22 protein-coding genes and 1 tRNA gene are annotated in these 19,040 nt (G+C 55.1%); 11 read left to right on the forward strand and 12 right to left on the reverse strand.

All coding sequences use genetic code 11. The annotated features are described in order from the left end of the window. Positions 1 to 289: 289 nt before the first annotated feature. On the reverse strand, positions 290 to 1,054 hold the full coding sequence (locus RCI_RS04225) for a hypothetical protein (RefSeq protein WP_012035160.1): 765 nt from the start codon (positions 1,052 to 1,054) through the stop codon (positions 290 to 292). A gap of 99 nt (positions 1,055 to 1,153) precedes the next feature. Here RCI_RS04225 and RCI_RS04230 point away from each other — a divergent pair, with 99 nt between their 5' ends. The 3 genes from RCI_RS04230 (at position 1,154) to RCI_RS04240 (ending at position 2,931) form a co-directional block, all read left to right on the forward strand. After that, a complete protein-coding gene (locus tag RCI_RS04230; RefSeq protein WP_148266521.1) occupies positions 1,154 to 1,723 on the forward strand; it encodes a tetratricopeptide repeat protein in 570 nt (189 codons plus the stop codon). A gap of 167 nt (positions 1,724 to 1,890) precedes the next feature. Next, a complete protein-coding gene (locus RCI_RS04235) occupies positions 1,891 to 2,526 on the forward strand; it encodes a hypothetical protein (RefSeq protein WP_048198017.1) in 636 nt (211 codons plus the stop codon). An 87-nt stretch (positions 2,527 to 2,613) separates the two neighbouring features. Then, the gene (locus RCI_RS04240; protein WP_012035163.1) at positions 2,614 to 2,931 is read left to right on the forward strand and encodes a hypothetical protein; all 318 of its coding nucleotides are present in this window, start codon (positions 2,614 to 2,616) and stop codon (positions 2,929 to 2,931) included. Positions 2,932 to 3,020: 89 nt separating this feature from the next. Here the strand turns inward: RCI_RS04240 and RCI_RS04245 are convergent, their stop codons facing one another. Then, positions 3,021 to 3,377, reverse strand: a complete 357-nt coding sequence (locus tag RCI_RS04245; RefSeq protein WP_012035164.1) for a hypothetical protein — start codon at positions 3,375 to 3,377, stop codon at positions 3,021 to 3,023. Positions 3,378 to 3,542: 165 nt separating this feature from the next. On the opposite strand from RCI_RS04245, the gene rd reads away from it, so the two are divergent. Further along, complete coding sequence (gene rd, locus RCI_RS04250) at positions 3,543 to 3,707, forward strand: rubredoxin (RefSeq protein ID WP_012035165.1); 165 nt, start codon at positions 3,543 to 3,545, stop codon at positions 3,705 to 3,707. A gap of 34 nt (positions 3,708 to 3,741) precedes the next feature. Here rd and RCI_RS04255 read toward each other — a convergent pair whose 3' ends face one another. The 4 genes from RCI_RS04255 to RCI_RS04270 form a co-directional block, all read right to left on the reverse strand. Continuing rightward, positions 3,742 to 4,536 (reverse strand): hypothetical protein, encoded by a 795-nt coding sequence (locus RCI_RS04255; RefSeq protein ID WP_012035166.1) that lies wholly within the window; start codon positions 4,534 to 4,536, stop codon positions 3,742 to 3,744. Positions 4,537 to 4,602: 66 nt separating this feature from the next. Then, positions 4,603 to 5,292, reverse strand: coding sequence for an ABC transporter ATP-binding protein (locus RCI_RS04260; protein ID WP_012035167.1), 690 nt, complete (start codon positions 5,290 to 5,292; stop codon positions 4,603 to 4,605). A gap of 25 nt (positions 5,293 to 5,317) precedes the next feature. Beyond that, positions 5,318 to 6,451 (reverse strand): ABC transporter permease, encoded by a 1,134-nt coding sequence (locus RCI_RS04265; RefSeq protein ID WP_012035168.1) that lies wholly within the window; start codon positions 6,449 to 6,451, stop codon positions 5,318 to 5,320. Positions 6,452 to 6,456: 5 nt separating this feature from the next. Then, a complete protein-coding gene (locus RCI_RS04270) occupies positions 6,457 to 7,002 on the reverse strand; it encodes a PadR family transcriptional regulator (RefSeq protein WP_081477279.1) in 546 nt (181 codons plus the stop codon). Between the two features lie 265 nt (positions 7,003 to 7,267). Here RCI_RS04270 and RCI_RS16920 point away from each other — a divergent pair, with 265 nt between their 5' ends. Further along, positions 7,268 to 7,423: a hypothetical protein gene (locus RCI_RS16920; RefSeq protein WP_158308869.1), complete on the forward strand. Its 156-nt coding sequence runs from the start codon at positions 7,268 to 7,270 to the stop codon at positions 7,421 to 7,423. Between the two features lie 67 nt (positions 7,424 to 7,490). Continuing rightward, on the forward strand, positions 7,491 to 8,213 hold the full coding sequence (locus RCI_RS04275) for a hypothetical protein (RefSeq protein ID WP_148266522.1): 723 nt from the start codon (positions 7,491 to 7,493) through the stop codon (positions 8,211 to 8,213). On the opposite strand, the gene RCI_RS04280 is transcribed toward RCI_RS04275, so the two are convergent. Together RCI_RS04280 and RCI_RS04285 are read right to left on the reverse strand one after the other, a co-directional pair. Further along, a complete protein-coding gene (locus RCI_RS04280) occupies positions 8,110 to 10,413 on the reverse strand; it encodes a DNA topoisomerase I (protein WP_012035171.1) in 2,304 nt (767 codons plus the stop codon). The two genes, RCI_RS04275 and RCI_RS04280, sit on opposite strands and share 104 nt — an antisense overlap. Before the next feature lie 49 nt (positions 10,414 to 10,462). Continuing rightward, positions 10,463 to 11,254: a DUF169 domain-containing protein gene (locus RCI_RS04285; RefSeq protein ID WP_012035172.1), complete on the reverse strand. Its 792-nt coding sequence runs from the start codon at positions 11,252 to 11,254 to the stop codon at positions 10,463 to 10,465. A gap of 187 nt (positions 11,255 to 11,441) precedes the next feature. Here RCI_RS04285 and RCI_RS04290 point away from each other — a divergent pair, with 187 nt between their 5' ends. The 3 genes from RCI_RS04290 (at position 11,442) to RCI_RS04300 (ending at position 13,501) form a co-directional block, all read left to right on the forward strand. Continuing rightward, the gene (locus RCI_RS04290) at positions 11,442 to 11,795 is read left to right on the forward strand and encodes a hypothetical protein (protein WP_012035173.1); all 354 of its coding nucleotides are present in this window, start codon (positions 11,442 to 11,444) and stop codon (positions 11,793 to 11,795) included. Between the two features lie 69 nt (positions 11,796 to 11,864). Beyond that, complete coding sequence (locus tag RCI_RS04295; protein WP_012035174.1) at positions 11,865 to 12,749, forward strand: metal-dependent hydrolase; 885 nt, start codon at positions 11,865 to 11,867, stop codon at positions 12,747 to 12,749. 119 nt (positions 12,750 to 12,868) lie between these two features. Beyond that, entirely contained in the window at positions 12,869 to 13,501 is a 633-nt protein-coding gene (locus RCI_RS04300; RefSeq protein WP_012035175.1) for a hemerythrin domain-containing protein, read from the forward strand. A 41-nt stretch (positions 13,502 to 13,542) separates the two neighbouring features. Here RCI_RS04300 and RCI_RS04305 read toward each other — a convergent pair whose 3' ends face one another. Next, entirely contained in the window at positions 13,543 to 13,797 is a 255-nt protein-coding gene (locus tag RCI_RS04305) for a SemiSWEET family sugar transporter (protein WP_012035176.1), read from the reverse strand. 110 nt (positions 13,798 to 13,907) lie between these two features. Further along, complete coding sequence (locus RCI_RS04310) at positions 13,908 to 14,408, reverse strand: hypothetical protein (protein ID WP_012035177.1); 501 nt, start codon at positions 14,406 to 14,408, stop codon at positions 13,908 to 13,910. A gap of 191 nt (positions 14,409 to 14,599) precedes the next feature. On the opposite strand from RCI_RS04310, the gene RCI_RS04315 reads away from it, so the two are divergent. Continuing rightward, positions 14,600 to 15,547: a cation diffusion facilitator family transporter gene (locus tag RCI_RS04315; protein ID WP_012035178.1), complete on the forward strand. Its 948-nt coding sequence runs from the start codon at positions 14,600 to 14,602 to the stop codon at positions 15,545 to 15,547. A 202-nt stretch (positions 15,548 to 15,749) separates the two neighbouring features. On the opposite strand, the gene RCI_RS04320 is transcribed toward RCI_RS04315, so the two are convergent. Both RCI_RS04320 and RCI_RS04325 read right to left on the reverse strand, forming a co-directional pair. Continuing rightward, positions 15,750 to 15,823 (reverse strand) — tRNA-Val (locus RCI_RS04320). Between the two features lie 94 nt (positions 15,824 to 15,917). Next, complete coding sequence (locus RCI_RS04325) at positions 15,918 to 16,193, reverse strand: hypothetical protein (protein WP_012035179.1); 276 nt, start codon at positions 16,191 to 16,193, stop codon at positions 15,918 to 15,920. 491 nt (positions 16,194 to 16,684) lie between these two features. On the opposite strand from RCI_RS04325, the gene RCI_RS04330 reads away from it, so the two are divergent. After that, positions 16,685 to 18,793, forward strand: a complete 2,109-nt coding sequence (locus tag RCI_RS04330; RefSeq protein WP_012035180.1) for a DHH family phosphoesterase — start codon at positions 16,685 to 16,687, stop codon at positions 18,791 to 18,793. Positions 18,794 to 19,040 lie beyond the last annotated feature (247 nt).

The following is a 19,040-nucleotide window of genomic DNA, read 5'->3' on the forward strand; positions in this document are numbered from 1 at the left end:
CCTCACCTTCCTCCTCTCAGACCTCCAGACCTCTCATACCTCCCAGCTTGAAAAGTCTCCCGGACCTCCGGGCACTCCCCATCCTCCCATTTTCCATGGTGCGTGTGCGTAAGCCGGGCAACAGGGAGGTTTCGGAGGCACTGGAGATCAGAGAGAACGATCTCAGGGAGAGGTCAGGGAGGTCAGGAGATCAGAGAGGAGGATAGTGAGGAACCGGAGGCCAGGGAGGACCTGAATGACGAATATCTAAAAAGCTACAATAAAAGTATAATACCAGCCAGAGCAACTTTTACTGCCCTGTGATCAAGGCCACCACTTCCAGCGTCAGCAGCGAGATCAAAAGGAAGATGGTGCCGATGAGGAGGACGGTTTCCTTGTCGTTTGCCAGCGGGGTGCGGATGCTCACCCCGACGCTGCCGAGCACGACGAATAAGATGACGGAGGGCAGGATCGTAAAGATGTTGTAGATCAGCAGCAGGAAGATTGTACTGTAGCTCGACTGCAGAGCGAACCCGATAACCGGAGACGCGGAGCCGCCGCCGTACATGAGTATGGCCAGGGCGACCAGCGCTCCGACGAAGATGAAGAAGGTTACCTTGATGGTCTCGTTTTTCGCCGCCCGCCTGGCAAATCCTGGAGAAAACTCCTGTGCCACGATAGCAAGCAGGATGCTCGCGATGGCCATCAGCATCATGATCCTGAAGTTGAAGATGCTCGACTCTATTGCGCCAGGGACAGTCAGGTCATACTGAAAAGTAAAGAACATGGCGAAAATGCCTACCAGGTAATACCGGGTGTACCGGGGAATCCGGCTCTTGTCATAGATGAACAGCAGGCCCCCGAGAAAGAGGGAGGCTATGACAAGCAAGGGGCTGATTCCTGCCAGCAGGCCGGAGATAATGAGGTAGGCGAGGGTAGTGCCGGCGCCGATTTCGCCCGCGGGAGCGCTCACGGTAATGGAGTGCGGGACGGGTGGCATCTTAATGACGGGCACGAGAAACACGGTCAGCGTAATGATAATGATAAAGAGTATAGCTAGCCGTTCCCATTTCATGGTGCTTACCAGTCTGCTGCCAGCCTATTACAGCCTGTTTGTATGAATAGTTTATCCCGGCCGGTAAGCTTTATAGAGTTGCATCACCTATTGTATGCTATGACCGTACCCAGGACACCGAAGGCTAAAAAGGCAGTAAAGAAGCCAGAGAAGGCCGCAACTTCGGCAAAGCCTCTGAAAAAGTCTGCCGCTAAGAAGTCTGAGGCTACCGAAGACAGCGTCAAGGCCCTTTTTGCAAAGATCAATGAGAAGATGGAGTCTTTCGAGAACTGCGAGAGTGAAAGCCAGCTGAAGCCTTTCGATTATAACGAAGTGATCGGCCTGCTGGATATGATCCTCGCCATAGACCCCAAGAACAGGGATGCGATAAACTATAAAGGCATGATGTACGTCGGCATGGGCGAGAATGCTAAGGCGATCGAGTGCTTCGACCGGGTGCTGGCACTGAATCCCGCAGACAAGGAAGCGCTGAACAACAAGGGTATCGCGCTGTATGGCCTGGGAAAAGATGAAGAAGCCCTGAAGTACGTGGAAAAGGCCATCGAGCTGGACGGCAGGTACTCGGATGCCCTCATGAACAAGGCTGTCATTCTCCACGGGATGGGGAAAGATAAAGAAGCAGAAACACTGCTAACTAAGGCAAGGGCGCTCTACAATATAAATGGCTAAGCCAGTCATTACACATTTTTAATTACATTTGCGAAATAATCTTTTTTTAAGCTCTTTTTTAAAAAATAAGCTTTTACCAAAAAGGTTAAATCTTTACGAGGCTATATTAAGCATAATTGAGCCCTTCGGGGCTGAATTGTTTCAGTATTGAGAGTTGAGGAATGGAAATGGCCCTTGAGGGAGAACTGCCCGATGTTGACATGCTAAAAATGTCGCCGGGAGAACTTGATCTGCCGGCCCCGATGGTGAGCCTGGACTTGCCAGCCCCTGATCAGGAAAGCAAAGCAACACCAGTAGCACCTGCACTGCAGACACCAGCAAAAGCGCCTGCGCCGGCGAAGAAGCAGACTGCGGCTAAACAGCAGGGAAAGCCAGCCCCACAAAAAGCGGCAACAGTAGCAAAGAAGCCCGGCGCCCCCGTGAAGCTGACAGGCAGCGCAGCTCATTTGCTCCTCAGCCTGGCCAGTAGTATCCTGCTGGTGATCATCACCGTCGTCATGATACTCTTCGAAGTGCCAGTGAACGCCGTACCGGAGCTGAACCTGACTACCTACGTACAAGCGTTATGGCTATTCATCGGCTGTTTCTTCATCGTCGCCATGCTGCAGGACCTTAAGACCGCGCTGATGCTTACAGGCCTGGATATTGTGCTCCTGGTCACAGTATTTCCCACACTATGGCTCCTGCTAAACATGCCCATGAACCCGATGTACTTCTTCGTAATCGGGCTGATCATGCTGCTTGCCTGCGTCTATATGCCTCTGAACCTGCTCCGGCCGAAAGCATCACCTGTAAAGGCTTAGCGCCGGAGGACAGATGGTTTAGCTCCGGCTGCATAGCGGAGAAAATATATCTTCCGTGATGCCGTAGGTGATAATGAAGGCAAGGACATGGACAGGAGCTTTTTTGACAACGGATTGCTGTGGCTGATGCTGATCGCCATTGCCGCCATCTGTATCCTGTTCTTCTACGTAGGAGTCACCGGAATGGCCTCGGCGACGGTCACCTACGACTCCTGGGCTGAACAGGCATACGCTATTGCCGGATACCTGATGTATCTCCTGATCCCGCTGATGCTCCTGTCCCTGGCGCTGGACAACATCATCATCAGCAGGGTACTGGAATGGACTACAGCAATACTAATGATAGCCGTAGTCGCGGATATCGCCATGCTTACTGTACTGTACCTGATAGCATACTGGCTATAGGCGGGACAACGACCGTCTGTCGATTTAAGGATAATAATCCGGCCACCCGCATGTGCGGGCACCGGTTATCAGAGAGATGGAGAAAAAAGTTACTTTTTCAGCAGCTCGTCCAGCGCGAAGTTGCTGATCTGCAGGCACTGTTCGACGCTGACGTCTCCCACGAATCGCATGATCAGCTCTGGCAACTCCTCTAGATGGACAGGCAGAGGTTCCTCGCCGTACTTATTCTTGAACTCGTCCACCTTCCGGAAGTACTCGTACTTCTCCATGCTGTTCTTGGCATGTAAAAAGAAAAGCTGCCCTGCCTTGATAGCAGGCTTGCTGCCGTCGTCTACGACAAAGCCGATCTTCTCAAGCTTCTCCACCATGCTCTTCGGGAGGCTGCCCCCAAGTGCGATAACGCTGGTATACTCAGGGTGCCTCTGCCATACATCCCAGTCCCTCATGCTCAGTCCTCACATATTTTTAACCGCTATCTTCCGGTTTCATATAATGATAGCCCTGATTATGCATATATTTGCCGATGAATGGCCCTCGCAGCCCGTCTGGCGCCTTTATCGGACTATAAGCTTATGAAGCCCTACAGCTAATATGTACCAGGAGTCAGAATTATGGACAAGTGGATATGCACCGTCTGTCAATACGTTTATGATCCGGAAAAAGGAGACCCGGACAGCGGCGTCGAGCCGGGCACAGCCTTCGAAGACATCCCCGATACCTGGACCTGCCCGGTCTGTAACGTGGATAAGACATTCTTTGAAAAAGTCGTCGAATAAGGTGACAGGCAGAAACCACCCTGCCATAGGGCCCCTATTGCCTGCTTTCTCCGTGCAGTAAAGACTGCACCCGGCGCCAGAGGTTTTCGGGCGAACGATCGACCTCGTGGCAGATGACGCGGTGAGGGATCGCGCACGGCAGGGCAGAGTAGGCCTCTCCGCCTTTCTGGCGGAGGCCCCACGTCTCGTCGGTCAGCAGGAAGTAGGCGCCGTCCAGATCAGCGGTTATAAGGTTCACGTTCTCAGAAACATCTCTGGCCACCTTGATGTTTTTAACCTCTCCTGACCGGGCCTCGAAGGTCAGATCATCGGAGATTACGCCATCGATGGTGCGGACAACCAGCCTGTAAACGCTTTTCGTGTTAGTGGAGCGCCCGGCATCCCGGACGAGGTAGAGCACTGCCCGGCGGTTTTCGCCGATGTCCCGGAGGATGTCGGGGGTGAAGGACTCGACAGGCTTCCTGCAGAGGTCGGCGACCTCTGCCAGCTTTTGCGGAAACCGTTTCGACAGGCGGTCAGCCATGGACAGGTACGGGCTCTCCCTCGGCGCGAACTCGACCGGGAAAAGGGCCGCCTCGTCATCCAGGCAGGCTTTCACTGCTTCAGTATTATCATTATAGACGACTACTGGCTCGTCCCCCCTGCGAAAAACCCTGGCCATGCGCATGCCCAGCTCGATGGCGGCCATCTCGCACTCCAGGTTGCTTTTCGGATCGGGCAGCACCCGGGTGGAGGACTGGTGTACCTCGAGGCTGTCGGCCAGGATCACGCAGCCGATGAAAGAAGGGCTGTCTTCGTTAAAGGAAGAGTCACAGTAGATCTCCAGCATGATACGGCACTTTAGGTTAAGGGATTATATAGACATGTCGTAGAATAAAAAATGTGAGGAAGCGGATCAGGCTTCCTCGATCAGTCCGTCCCTGACCTTGATGACCCGGCCCGTCCGGGCTGCCAGCTCTGGGTTATGGGTGACCATGACAATGGTGAGCCCCTGCTTATTGAGGCGCTTGAACACGTCCATGATCAAGTCCCCGGTCTTCGTATCCAGGTTGCCGGTAGGCTCGTCGGCCAGCAGTAAGGCCGGACCCTTTACGAGTGCCCGGGCGATGGCCACTCTCTGCTGCTCGCCGCCCGACATCTCGACCGGGCGGTGGTTCATCCGGGCCTCAAGCCCGACCAGCTTCAAGGCCTCTACCGACCTGGCCCGGCTATCTTTGACGCCGGCCAGCCGGGCCTGCAGCTCCACGTTCTCCAGCGTGGTGAGGAAGGGCAGCAGGTAGAATTTCTGGAACACGTAACCGATCTTCCTGCACCTGACTGCGGTCAGCGCCGGGTCCTTCATGCGGGAGACGTCCTGCCCGTCGATAATGGCCTGGCCGGCCGTAGGCTGATCCAGGCAGCCGATCAGGTTCAGGAGTGTCGACTTGCCCGAGCCTGAAGGCCCGATAATGGAGACGAACTCCCCTCGCCTGATGGCGAGGTCTACACCGCGGAGCGCCTCTACCGTCACTTTGCCCATGCGATAGGACTTTTTGAGGCCCCTGGCCTCCAGTACGACTTCGCCCCCGGCCGCCTGAACGTTCATCACCTGCTGTTCAACACCATGGTGTTCACTCATAGCGAATCGCCTCCAGCGGCTGAATCTTTGCCGATCTGTACGCAGGAATAAGGCCCGCTATGATGCCGATGACCGTCATGAAGAGGACAGCCCGCAGGATCACATCGACCGATGCGAACGCCGCCCCGAACATGATCTTCATGACCACGAATGAGATAAGCACGCCGACGGCGCTGCCGATCAGGCAGATGATCACCGATTCTTCCATCACCATGGCCAGGATTTTCAGGCGGCTTGCGCCAATCGCCCGGAGCATGCCGAACTCTTTCGTCCGCTCCGAGACGGACATAAACATGACCATCAACGTCACCACGCCTGCCACCACCAGCATCGTCAGGTTGATCATACCCATGAAAGTGTGCGTCGTCGACGCCATGCTGTTCAGTGTGTCAGCCACGTCCTTCTGGGTCATGACCTCCAGCTCCGGGAACTGAGTCCTGACAGCGGCAGCTACCGAGTCGACTTTGTCCTCCGAAGGCGCCGTGAGCATCACGGTCGAGACGCCCGGGCGGTTGAAGATCTCCTGCGCCACATTCAGAGGCATCAGCACCATGCCGTCGACGATGATGGAACCTGTAGGCTGTGCGATGCCGGCCACGGTCAGGTTCCGGTTCTGGACGGTAATCTGATCCCCTACGTTCACCTTATAGTGGGTGCCGGCAGCGTATGCGCCGAGAATTACGTCCCTGTCACCCAGGCGAATGATCGGCCATGGACTGTCGATCAGCGCGTCACCGTAGAAGGCCTTCTCTTTGCCGGGAGTGATGCCCACCACGATCACCTGAGGGGGACCGTTCTGAAAGAGCGAGGGTGCCTGGGGAACCAGGAGCAACGGCGAGGAACTGGCTTCGTCGATGCCGGCCACCATCATCAGCTGGTCAGCCTGTTCCATAGTCATGCTCGAGGAGACCGGCGGGAACTCCGGCACGGCACCAGACTGCGCAGACGGCGTCTTTACATATATCTGCCCGGTCAGCCGGCTCTGGGAATCCGCAAACATCTGGTCCATCGTGCCCGTGGCGGTGGAGAGAACCAGGAACAGCATGATACAGACGGCGATAGCGATCACCGTCAGCCCGGTCCGGGTCTTCCTCTGCCACATATTTTTCAGTGCTATATCGATCATCACTATCACTCTGCATCTAACAGTTTCCTGTACATCTCCACCGTGTTGCCGATGGCCGCGATGCCGTAGTCCAGCACCGCCAGTGAGAACTTATCCATGTACTGGCCGAACTGCTCCCGCTTTTTGCGGGCTTCGGCCAGCTCATTTACCTTTGCCTGGTATAGCGGCTCTATGATCTTCCGCCGCTCGTCGGCAGTTATGAGCCCAAAGAAGGATGCCCGGGCGAGGAAATCGAATTCATCCTCCCTCGGCCCCAGCGGCGTTGCGACCAGCTCTTTAAGCCTCTCAATGCCCGCCGGCGTGACGTGGAACGTCTTCCGGTCCGGCACCTTCTCCTGCGGTTCGCGCTTGCCTTCGATGTACCCGTCTGCCTCCAGCTTTGATAACCTTGGGTAAAGCCGGCTGTTGCTGAGGTTGACGTACCTCTTACCGTAGGTAAGCTCGATGTTCTGCTTCAGCTGGTACCCGTGGGCGGGCATTCCCAGCAGCGAGCCGAGTATGATTAAGTCCAGATCAGCCATTGTGCCATACGACCTAGTTCTGATGGACATAGGTTATTATTGTACTATGTCAAATTGACCTATGTCTTATTGACCTAATAGCAGTCCGGGTATTTATAGCTTGCTGTGAGGGAAGTCTGTCATGCAGGAGAACTGTATCGATTATCATTTCCCCGAAACACATTGCTCAGGAGATATTAAGGCAAATAATAGGCTGTAATTACAAAATCGTAATTATTGTACGAGATTTACTGCAACGGTTAAATAATTGCGGAGATAACTGATAGCTAATACTAAACAGGTGGTCCGAACAGAAATGCTTGCCGAGGAAAAGCTGAGATTTTACGGAAGCTGGTGCCCACACAAGCAGACGCTCTTCTGCCAGAACAGGGAAGGCTGCAGCGACTGCTGTATCCACGAAGAGTACGAGATCGCCACAATCACTACGGCTCAGAAGATCATAGCCGCCTAAACTACATTTTTCTCGAGTGGCATTGCCACCATCATACTTTTCAACAGGCCCTGACCAATAGTACTCTATGTCAGGGCAAGACGCTGCCGCTATGAAAGTGTCGCGGTCTGCCAAAATGGTATTCATCCTGCCGGCGCTGTGCTTTGAGATACTGTCCGGGGAGAACAGGATATTATCCGGGCACCGTCGAATCCTGGCAAAAAAGCGCATGAACTGGTTACTGGCAATAGCGGTCGTCGTCATCGGTGCAGCTTTCCTGTCTTTAAATGCCGGAGGCAATGTCGCTGCGGTTGTCCTGAGCATTCTTGGCAGCGCCGCAATTGCCGAAATACTGTACTGGATAGCCTCCAGGCGCTACGGGGGGCAGTTCTCGATAGAATCGCTCCGGCTGGGCAAAATGGGCATTGCCATCCTCATAGGGTACCTGGCGCTGCTGTACATAGTGACCTTCGTATTCCTGCTGCCGGAAAGAATAGCTCCGCCTCTCACTATATTGCTAACCTTCTGCATCTATGCGGTGATCGTGCTACTCATGTACCTTAAGAAGCCGGATGAGCCGGGGGCCGGAGACCTTGCCTTGCAGACTAAACATTTCAGCCGAAATGACCTCGTGATACTGCTGACGATGCTTACGATCCTCGGCATAATATGCAGTTTACTCTTACCTGTCATCTCAGTACCGATAGTCATCCTCTACCTGACCCTTGTTGCAATGGGACCGGTATTGTTACTGGTGACGTTATGGGATATCTGGAAGGACAGAAGAAAAGGAGCTGTAAGCGCAGCGTGAGCATCATAATGATGATTGTAAAAATCTCTGTGAACCTCTGTGCGTCTCTGTGCCTCTGTGGTAAACCGGTCACTCTGTGAGCCTCAGTGGTCACCAGTTCTCCGGATTCCCGGCCGTGGGGTATCATCGCCCTGAGGTCGGGTTTACAGGTTTTGACGCAGGGGGGCATTACCGAGGGGTTTTCCTTTCTACAGGCTGGGCACCCGAAGTCGTAAGCCTTGCCCCTGACTGCCTTGCCGTCAGGCCCTTTGGTCGAAGGCGGGGTCACCTTGACGTGGTGGAGCCGGTGCTTTTCGCAGACGGTCTTGTCGAATTTGAGGGTACCTGGCGGGACGTTGTAAGTATTGCGGCAGTTCGGGAAGCCGGAGCACGCGATGAACTTGTTCTTGTCCGATTTCCTCTCCCTGACCACGAGCGCGGAACCGCACAGCGGGCATGGCCCGATGTCGCTGTCCGCGGCAAAGCCTGAGCGGAGGATGCGGCCGATTTCGAGGCGGTTTTTCTCCAGCTGGTCGAAGACCTTGTCCAACATTTCCCGGGACTCCTTCGCGACGGCAGCTTTCTTAAGCTGGCTGGCTGCGATGGCGTCCATATCCCGCTCCAGCTTACTGGTCATTGCATTACTGGTTATAGCCGAGGCATAAGCTTTCAGCGCGTCGATCAGCGAAATTCCGGTGGCCGTCGGCTGAGGCGGGTTGCCCTCGATGAAGCCCCTCTGGTACAGTTTCGCCAGCGCCTCGTGCCTCGTGGCCTTGGTGCCGAGGCCGAGGTCTTCCATCATCTGGACCAGTTTGCCCTGGCCATATCTCTTGGGCGGCTCGGTCTTCTTCTCTAGTAGATCGGCTTTCCGGACCAGGAGAGGATCGCCGGCCTTAAGAGGAGGCAATAGCTCGTCCTTCTGCAGGCCGTAGGGATAGTGTTTCCTCCAGCCGGGAACTGCGAGCTGCTTGCCGTTAGCTGCGAACGGCTCTCCCGAGATATCGATCTCTGCCTTGATCGTTTCCCACTCACATGCAGGCGATAGCGTCGCAAAGTATCGGCGAACCACGAGCTCGTAAAGCTTCCACTGCCTGTCGTCGAGGTCCTTTCGCATCGCGCAGGCTACCGGATAGATAGGCGGGTGATCTTTGGTCTCGACCTTGCCCCTCGTAGGCGTTATCGATGGCATCGCCAGCAGTTCAAGCGCGCTCTTCGCGAAGTCGGGGCTGGTCTTGAATATTCCGAGCAGGTCTTTGAGATTCAAAGTATCAGGGTAGACGGTGTTGTCGGTACGGGGATAAGAGATCCAGCCGTTAATGTACAGAGCTTCGGCGATCTGCATGGCACTGGCCGCGGTAAATCCCAGCGCGCTGGCTGCCTTGACGAACTCAGTTGTGTTGAAGGGGATCGGGGGCTGCTCCTTTTTCCGGTCTGCTTTTACGTCTTTGACCACCGCAGTTTTGCCGAGCTTTTTGTGGATGGCAGCAGCTTCTTCCTTTTTGTCGAACCGCCCCCGCTTATGGGAAGCCGTGAAAGACCGGTCTTCTTTCAGCAGCGTGGCTACGATTTCCCAGTAGGGCTTCGAGGTGAACGCCTGAATCTCCTTTTCCCGGTCTACGATCAATGCCAGCAGCGGCGTCTGCACCCGGCCCACGGATAAAAAGTCCTTTCCGAACTTGTTTCCGGCGATGGAGACGAAGCGGGTCAGGGCTGCGCCCCATACGAGATCTATCTCCTGCCTGCACTCCCCGGCTGCCGCCAGATCGAAGTCGACTGCAGTGGGGCTGGCAAAGGCTTTCGTAATCTCCTCTTTAGTGAAAGAGCTGTACCGGACCCGGTCGAACGTCGGGCTGGAGATCTTCTTGATGATGTTATAGGCTTCGACGCCGATCATCTCGCCTTCCCTGTCATAGTCAGTGGCAATGGTGACGCGGGTCACCTTTGTGGCCAGCGTAGCAAGTGCTCCGACGAGGTCCTTTTTCGACGGGTAGGTGACCACCTGTGCCCTGATCAGCTCCCTGGGCGGAAATGCGCTCCACTTCTGGTAGGCCTCGGGGAAGTCGAGCTCGAGGATGTGCCCTGCCAGGCCGATCACCAGGGCATCCGCTGCCTTAGATCTGTATGCCGGCACGCCGTTGATGCGCTCCGGCGTCCTGTCCTTGAACAGGATGGCAGCGATCTTGCTGGCCGCGTCGTGCTTCTCGGTGATGATCAGGTGCATGCCGTAACACATAAACCGGCATACCTTATGAGGATGACGGTGGCCGGAACTACAGCTGATCCCGGGTCGCCGGATACGTCTTATCCGGGCATTTTTCTGCGAACGACTGCCCATAATCCTCGGACAACTGTACCGCCATGCGGTACGGCATGCTCAGGGCCAGCAGGTCTGGCGGAAACCAGTCGTTGCCGTATGATGCGGCAGGACCGATAAAAGCGGTATCCTTCGGGACATTCTCCCACAGCCCGGCAGGATAAGAGATAAAAGTAGCGCAGTGAGCGCCCCATGCAGCGATAACCGGGTTGAACAGGTCGGCCCTGCTGAAGTGGACCAGACCGCAAAGGTTACGGATCTGCTCTGCAGTGCCAAAGCAGAGCGCCGAAACAGGCCGGGCCAGGCTTTCTGTCCTCTCGTCACAGGTCCCCATAACCAGGTATTTTCCGGCCGGGATCAGCCTGCCGAGGCTTTTCAGGCCTGCTTCACATAGATCAGGCGTCGCCTTCAGATAGTGAGCGTTATGCTTACCGTCACCTTTTGGCACGGATGCATACATGGCCTTCATCATCGGAGGCATTTTCATGAATCCCAGCCAGGCAGAAGCGCCAAAACAGCAGCCTTTCATCGCATCTCCGCCCAGGTAGACCGGGGGTACTTCCGGGTGGATAGCCTGTATCAGCAAGGCCTTCGCCAGGCACTTATGACCTTCGGTGACCACTGCCGAGACCTGGACTGCCCCTGCTGGAAGTGTATCGGCCGCGAACGTGTAAACCGGCCTCAAGTGTAGCCTGCCGGCCTGTACGAGCTTTGCGTCGACATGGCTGATCGAGAAATCGGACTGCATAAGGAACCACTAGTTACCATTAGGGATTGGCGCTATTTTATGATAAACGATCGGAAAGGATTCCGCATACCTGGCAGCGTGATCGTTACACGCGAGCGCTCCAGTTGCTCCCGGACAACTGTATCCTCGCTCATGACATCAGTTCGCATTATGTAAATAGTGCCAGACCTGTGGACCGGGATCAGAAGTGAAAACAACAGCGCAGATCATGACGATGATAGCATTACTGATAGCACTGACAGCCCCTGTGGTGGCTCAGGCGTACCCGGGCTTCGGCACCGGAGCGTACCAGCAGCCTGCGACATGGGTTTCGAACTCTGGCATGGGCTGCCCGGGCTGTCCCGGCTGTCCCGATAATCCGATCAGGACACCGGGGGAGCCCGGCTGCTACGTTTATAATCCGGGTTACCCCGGCTACCTGGGCAGCCCGGGATACCAGGGATACCCAGGCTACCTTGGCTGCCCAGGATGCCCGGGATGCCCTGACTACAATGCCACGCCCCGGAACCCTGAAGAGCCAGGCTGCCTGATCGTTCAGTAGCGGGAATGCCGATCGTGACGCGGGCGGACAAAAGTAACGTATTTATCCGCCAGCGCCGAGATTGATCACGTGGACAGCCTGACACATGCCCTCGCTATAACAGTCGTTTTTACCGCTGCTGGCCGGCCAGAGCTTGTCCCTTTTGCAGTCCTGGGAGCAGTCGTCCTGGACATAGACGTAGTATTCCACAGGTTTTCCGACAGGGATCCGCGACTGTATATCTTCACCCATGGCGGGATTACCCACAGCATAGCCGGGGCTGTTGCGACCTCGGTCCTGTTCGCCGTGATCGGGCTTATCGTTGTCACCATGGCGCTGCCGGCATACGGGCCTGTCAGCCCGATCCTTGCGATTTTGGCCGCGATTGCAGGCGGTCTGTCGCACATAGTTCTGGACTATCTGGCGTACCCGGGCATACCTTTGCTATACCCGCTCAGCGATCATAAGTTTACTCTGGGTATCATGGCGGGCCCCAGCATTTTTCTGACAGTGGCGAGCATAATATACCTGTTACTGATCGTGGCGGGCTTAGCCGACACCGGCCATCCATTGCCCTATGTACTGTTCTTTACAGCCGTCGTCCTGGCCAGCGTATCGCTCAAGGTGTACGTCGGCAGCCGCATCGACGGTAAAACGATACCGGGGCTCATACCGATCGACTGGCTGGCAGTTACCGAGACTCCGGATACGGTCAGAGTGATAAAGTACAGCCTGCTCAGGGGACCGGGGGAGAACATAGTGTTCGAGAAATGCAGAGGGCAGCCTGCCGGCAGGCAGCAAGACATGGAGAGCCCTGAGCTAAAGCGCCTGCGCTATCATTCGTATGCGGTTACAGAGGAACACGACGGGGACAAGGTCAGGTACATCGATCCGCTGCGGGAACACGGATACCTCTGGTATCCCCCCTATTACAAAAGCGTCCGGGTGCCCGTGAAAAAGGAAAGCGGCCGGTAATGCGGACAACTCCGAACGCGGGTGACGTTATTGCTGACTGACGCCGTACTCGTCGATCGGGGATGATTATTACGAAGCTTAACACACTACACGGATGGATTTTACCTTTTACCTGTAGCATGGTCCAGATCGCGCCGCAGGAACCCCCCGGCAGGTTCGGAAAGGAGTCGGTGATGACCTCGCCGACAGAGATGCTGTCGAGAGATCACGCCCTGATGGAACGGCTGATGATCTCCATCGAGAGCATGATCGCCAGTATCGCCAACGGCGCAAGCATGGACTTGCGACCCCTCAACCGGGCCGCCCTGCTCATGAAAAAGCTGGGCGCGGAACACCATATGTCAGACGAGGAAAGGCTGATCTTTCCCAGGATAGAGACTTCCGGTCGTCACGAAGACCTGCTGAAAACACTGAGGCTGCAGCATGACAGAGGAAGGGCCATCATCGACAGGATCATCGATACGACGCAGGCGGGAGGAGTGGATACAGTCGGCGAGATGAACGAGATAGTGAGGCTGTGCATGTCATTTATCGTCATGTACAGGTCGCACGCTGCGATCGAAGAGACAGTCCTGTTCCCGGCGCTGTACGACTTCGCGTCCAGCGACGAGATCATGAACATCCAGGCGATCATGCGCGGGGAAGAAGAAGGGCTGATGAGAGACCAGAGGTTCCGGAATATGATGGACAGCCTGGCCGCCATCGAAGCCGTCGCCGGGACCTCGGATATCAGCCGGTTCACCCCAGAGTGAGCAGATAAAAAGGGTGCACGCTGTGCTGCGCATTATAAAAGCTACGGATAAACCCGTTTCAGCCCCAGTATGATGAGACATAAGCTCAGGCTCAGCGGATTCCAGAGGATGATGATAATGTCCGAGCGGAGGATGCCATAGATTAGCCAGAGCAGCATGCCACAGCCCATGAAGAGGAAGAAAAGAGTGGAGATGTCTCCTGCGGATTTCGTCTTGAGAATCTTGAGGATCTGGGGTATAGTGCTGCCGGTAGTCAGCGCACCTGCGGCCAGCCCCAGTATGATCACGGAATCCATTGCCCGGGAAAAAGCCCGCTGCAAGTAGAAATAGTTTATCTTTCGCTTAATCCGCGTGTTAAAATATAAAAAAAGCAGGAGACTCAGGGCTTCCTGCCCGGGAAGCGGTTTTACGCTTCCTTGTAAGGCATGTACCGGGCTCCGATGGCCTCGAATTCCCGGGATATGACGAAGGACATCATCTCTCTGATCGTGCAGAAGGTAAGTTCCTTCGGAAGCTGCAGCTCCTTAAGAGCGTACACGTAGTTGACATGGAAGACATGGACAGTTGCGCAGGCATCCCTGATCAGCGCGTTCTTGTCGCCATCGCAGGTTCTCTTCCAGGCCTTGAACTCCCTGTCCCCGCTGAACAGAGCCCTTGCTTTAGCACCGGTGTACTCGACTCCGTCCTTTTTGATGTGAAGCTGCTCGCCGTCGACGACGACTTTGACGATCCTGTTCGTGCCGATCTGATATTCGAGAATGTCGCCGTCGTAGAACAGCGTCCGGTTGTGGTCGGCCAGGTACTCTTCGGTCAGCGGGCAGATGATGCTGGTATAGCCTTTGATGTCCATGAGGTCGTCCAGAAACTCTTTGACGGTCATGTCTTTGATGCCGAGCTCTTCAATCATTCCCTGATATCTCCACTAGTTTTAGTAGTATTACACCCTCTCCGCTTATAACAATTACCATTGCGGAGGAACCTCCGTAAACTTAACGGGGTTTATTTTCTGCGTCCGGGGAGGGGCGGAGTTCCATCCGTACGATAACCCTAAATATAATCAAGACGTATCGCGTGTTTTACCAGTTACTGTGAGAAACGATGAGTAGCAGTATAGAGGAGCTGAACAGAGAGAAAACGAGCATCGCCCGCCTGTCGATAGTGTCTAACCTGTCGCTGGTCATCCTCAAGCTGATCGTGGGCGTCATGATCGGCTCGGTGAGCGTGATCTCTGAGGCCATTCACTCGGGCATAGACCTCGTCGCTGCGGTTATCGCCTATTTTTCCGTCCGCACATCGAGCAAGCCGCCGGACCACGAGCACGCGTTCGGCCACGGCAAGCTGGAGAACATTTCCGGCACCATCGAGGCTTTGCTGATCTTCGTCGCGGCAGGCTTCATCATCTACGAGGCATACGAGAAGATCCTTCATGGAGTTGTCCTCGAGGACGTCAGCCTGGGCATTGCAGTCATGCTCTTATCGGCCATCGTGAACCTCTACGTTTCCCAGAGGCTGATGAAAACGGCGAAGCGCACCGAAAGCATAGCTCTGGAGGCAGACGCCTGGCACCTGCGGACTGACGTGCTGACCTCGCTGGGCATCTTCGCCGGGCTGGTCGCGATCAAGCTGACAGGCATCACTATACTTGACCCGATCTTCGCCATCCTCGTGGCGGTCTTCATCCTTAAAGCAGCGGTAGAGCTGATCGTCAGGTCGGTCAAAGACCTGATGGACGTCAAGCTTCCTGAGGAAGAGGAAAACGAGATCTGCCAGATCATCGAGGACCACTCGCAACAGTATGCGGGCTTCCACAAGCTCCGGACAAGAAAATCTGGCTCGGACAGGTTTATCGACCTGCACCTCGTCGTCTCCAAAGAGCTGACCATCGAACAGGCCCACTGCCTGGCGACCCACATCGAAAAGGACATCAAGGACAGGTTCCCCCGGGCCAGCATCATCATCCATACTGAGCCCTGCAAGGACGGGGACGAGTGTAAGAAGTGCAGGGTGCGGGAATGTAGTAAATATCAGTTTAGGGAAGAAGAGTAGTACGATAGTACAAGTTGTCAATCACAGGAAAACCTTTTGAAAAAGTTGTTAAGGATTGGTGTTAGGGGGGCTTTTTGTAAAAAGCCCCCCTCGCCACCCCCTCAAAAACATCGCTTTAAAAGTGCCCTTTCAGGGCTTTTTCGGGTGTCGAGACCCAGGGGACTTTTGTAAAAGTCCCCGGGAGCCCCTCAAAACAAACTAGTGGGCCCGAAGGGATTCGAACCCCTGACCTCCGCCGTGTGAAGGCGACGTCATAGCCAGCTAGACCACAGGCCCCATCAATAATTGCAGCATTACACTACCTTTCATCTCTTATAAAATTATCGGCCGAAAACTGCCAGCAGAAAAATAATGGTGAAGTCAGCCGCCCTTACAGGGGTATTCCTTTCTCTTTCCTCAGGAAGTCTATGCCATGCTCTTTGATGTGTACCTCCAGGTCTCTGGCTTTCCCTTCACTCATTTCCCGCTTTTCGATGGCGACGAGGTCTTTCTGCTCGAGCGTCTCGCAGGCTGCGATCACGTCCTGGACAGGCTTATCTATGTTATTGGCTATCTCACTCGCCTTCACGCCGTCGAACCTGTTGTGGTGCAGCGAGGACTTCAGGTACATCATAACTTCTCTTTCGGCTCCTGATATGGTGGTCATAGAGATTCTCCATACAATATTATTTTAACAAAAATTAAATACTTGCTAGTGGACAGGCGGATATATGCCAGGCCGGGCGCTTTTATCGCAAGGAGTTCTGTGGAAGTTAATTTCACAAACGGCGTAAAAACGCTTATGGCTGCCGATCGCCAGCATCATAAGCTGAGACGTTCGGCGGTGGGGAAATGACCTGGCGAGATGAGATATTGACTTCATATGCTCCAGCAAACGGCCTGCCCGAATGGATCAGCCCCGGCCTGACGATCTACAATCACATGGCCTGTGAGTGATCGGCGCCGATAGACGCTTCCACGTCCATCTATTCTCAACATCTTTATATATCCAGAAGCTTCATAGTGTACTGCCTGCGCGACCCGGCACTTTCTAAACAGCGATCATGGCCACGTGCGTGGTACGTTCGATGGCGACAGGGGAAAATATATATTAATTCCTCCGGATGTCGTTGCAAGCGAATTTATAAGGTCATTATCATGAGTACTGAATGTCCGACATGCCAGGGAAAGGGCCATGTCATCAAAGGAGAGCAGACCTGTCCTGCCTGCGGCGGCCAGGGCAAGGTCAAGAGCATGAACCTCTTGCAGATGTCCGAGAAGGACCTCAAGGGCATGCTCGGCGGCTTCTGCCCCAAGTGCAAGGGAAGCGGCAAATGGCAGGAGAGAGAGAAGTGCAAGGACTGCGGAGGCACAGGCAAGCTGGCAGACTGCGACATCTGCGGCAAGCCCGCCCTGCCCGGCCTGACCGTTTGCGAGAACTGTAAAGGCATCCACCCGGTCTACAAGCTTACACCGGCATGCGACGTATCGGACCTGGAGGTCGGCAAGGCATACTTCGGCAAAGTGGCCAACCTGGCCGACTTCGGCGTTTTTGTGAACCTGAACGACCAGACAAAAGGTCTCATCCACTCCAGCAACGTTCACAGGCCATATGTGCCTGGCGACGATGTCATCGTCAAGATCAACTCGATCAAGCCGAACGGCAACTTTGACTTGCTGCCCCACAAGGTGACTTCTTTCCAGGTGGTTGAGGTGGAGAAGAACCTCCCGAGGACTAAGTCTTCGAACATTGTTAAGTTCATCAACAAGCTGGTCAGCATCAGCGGCGAAATCGTCCAGGTCAAGCAGACCAGCGGGCCCACGATCTTCACAGTTGCAGACGAGGAGGGCTCAGTCTCGTGTGCCGCGTTCGTCGAAGCCGGCCAGAGAGCGTTCCCGGACGTCGGCCTCGAGGATATGGTCAAGGTCACCGGCGAGATCACGAAGAGGAACAACGGCCTGCAGCTTGAAGTCCTGGACATGAAAAAGCTGTCGGACGGGGATGCGGCGCAGGTCAGGAAAGTCATAGAGGATGCTATAGAGGCGCGCGCTGCTCCGCACCACGTGGAATTCCTCGTGCAGAGCGAGGTGCTGGAGAAGCTCAGGCCCCAGATGGAGAAAGTCGCCCTTCGCATAAGGAAAGCAATCCTCAAGTCGGAGCCGATCATCATCAGGCACCACGCGGACGCCGACGGCATCTGCGCAGGCGTAGCAATAGAGCGGGCCTGCCTGCCCTTAATCAGAGCACAGGGAGACGCTGATGCTGAGCACCACTTCTTCTCCCGATCGCCTTCGAAGGCGCCGTTCTACGAGCTGGAAGACGTGAACAAGGACCTGGTCATGGCCCTGGAAGACAACCAGCGGTTCGGCCAGCGCATGCCGCTGATTGTACTGATGGACAACGGCTCGACGGAAGAGGACATCGATGCCTACAGGTACACTAAAGTCTACGATATCGACCTGCTGGTCGTGGATCATCACCACCCGGACACGATCGTCGACCCTTATTTAAAAGGCCACGTCAACCCGTACCACGCCGGCGGAGACTTCGGCATCACCGCAGGCATGCTCGGCACCGAACTCGCGAGGATGATCAACCCGGACGTCACCGAGGAGATCAAGCACCTCGCAGCGGTGGCAGCGGTAGGCGACAGGTCGGAGGCCCCGGAGAGAGCGAAGTACCTGGAGCTGGTCAAGGATAAATACTCGGAGGACGAGCTGAAAAAGATCGCTTTAGCCCTGGACTTCGAGCAGTTCTGGCTAAGGTACAACGATGGCAGAGGCATCGTCAACGACATCCTCAACTTCGGCAGCGCAAAGCGCCACAGAGAGCTGGTAGATCTGCTCGACGAGCACGCCAACAGGATGATCAACGAGCAGATGGATGCCTCTTTGCCTCACGTGAAAGTCATAAACCTGCCCAACGGCGCCCTGCTGCACGCCATAGACGTAGAGCTGTTCGCCCACAGGTTCACCTTCCCGCCCCCGGGCAAGATGACCGGCGAGATCCACGATCGCATGTGTAAGAAGAACGAAGGCAAGCCTGTCATCACCCTGGGCTTCGGGCCCGACTTTGCAGTACTCCGCAGCCGTGGCGTCCTGATGAACATCCCGAGGATGGTCAGGGAACTCCGCGAGGAGATCAAGGGCGGCGGCGTCAACGGCGGCGGCCACCTCGTGGTCGGCTCGATCAAGTTCGTCGAGGGCATGAGAAAGGAAGTCCTCGAGAAGATGATCCAGAAGATCGGGCAGGACCCGCTGGGCTAACAAGAGAAAAGGATCGCGAATCGTTCGTGCCGGGGGCACAAGTATCGTATCCCTGGCACCACAAATCATTTTTCAAACAAAAAAGCGGTGCTGTGCGTTTTCTTGTTGTTTCTGGGTGGTGAGATAGCAATACGAACGCTGCGCTGTGCAAAACCACACAGATTTCACAGATTGAAACAGAATCCACAGATTTCTACTCGATTGCACAGATGATGCTCGATTCCACAGATAATAAAAAATATTCTGA

It is taken from the genome of Methanocella arvoryzae MRE50 (assembly GCF_000063445.1).
Classification (GTDB): domain Archaea; phylum Halobacteriota; class Methanocellia; order Methanocellales; family Methanocellaceae; genus Methanocella_A; species Methanocella_A arvoryzae.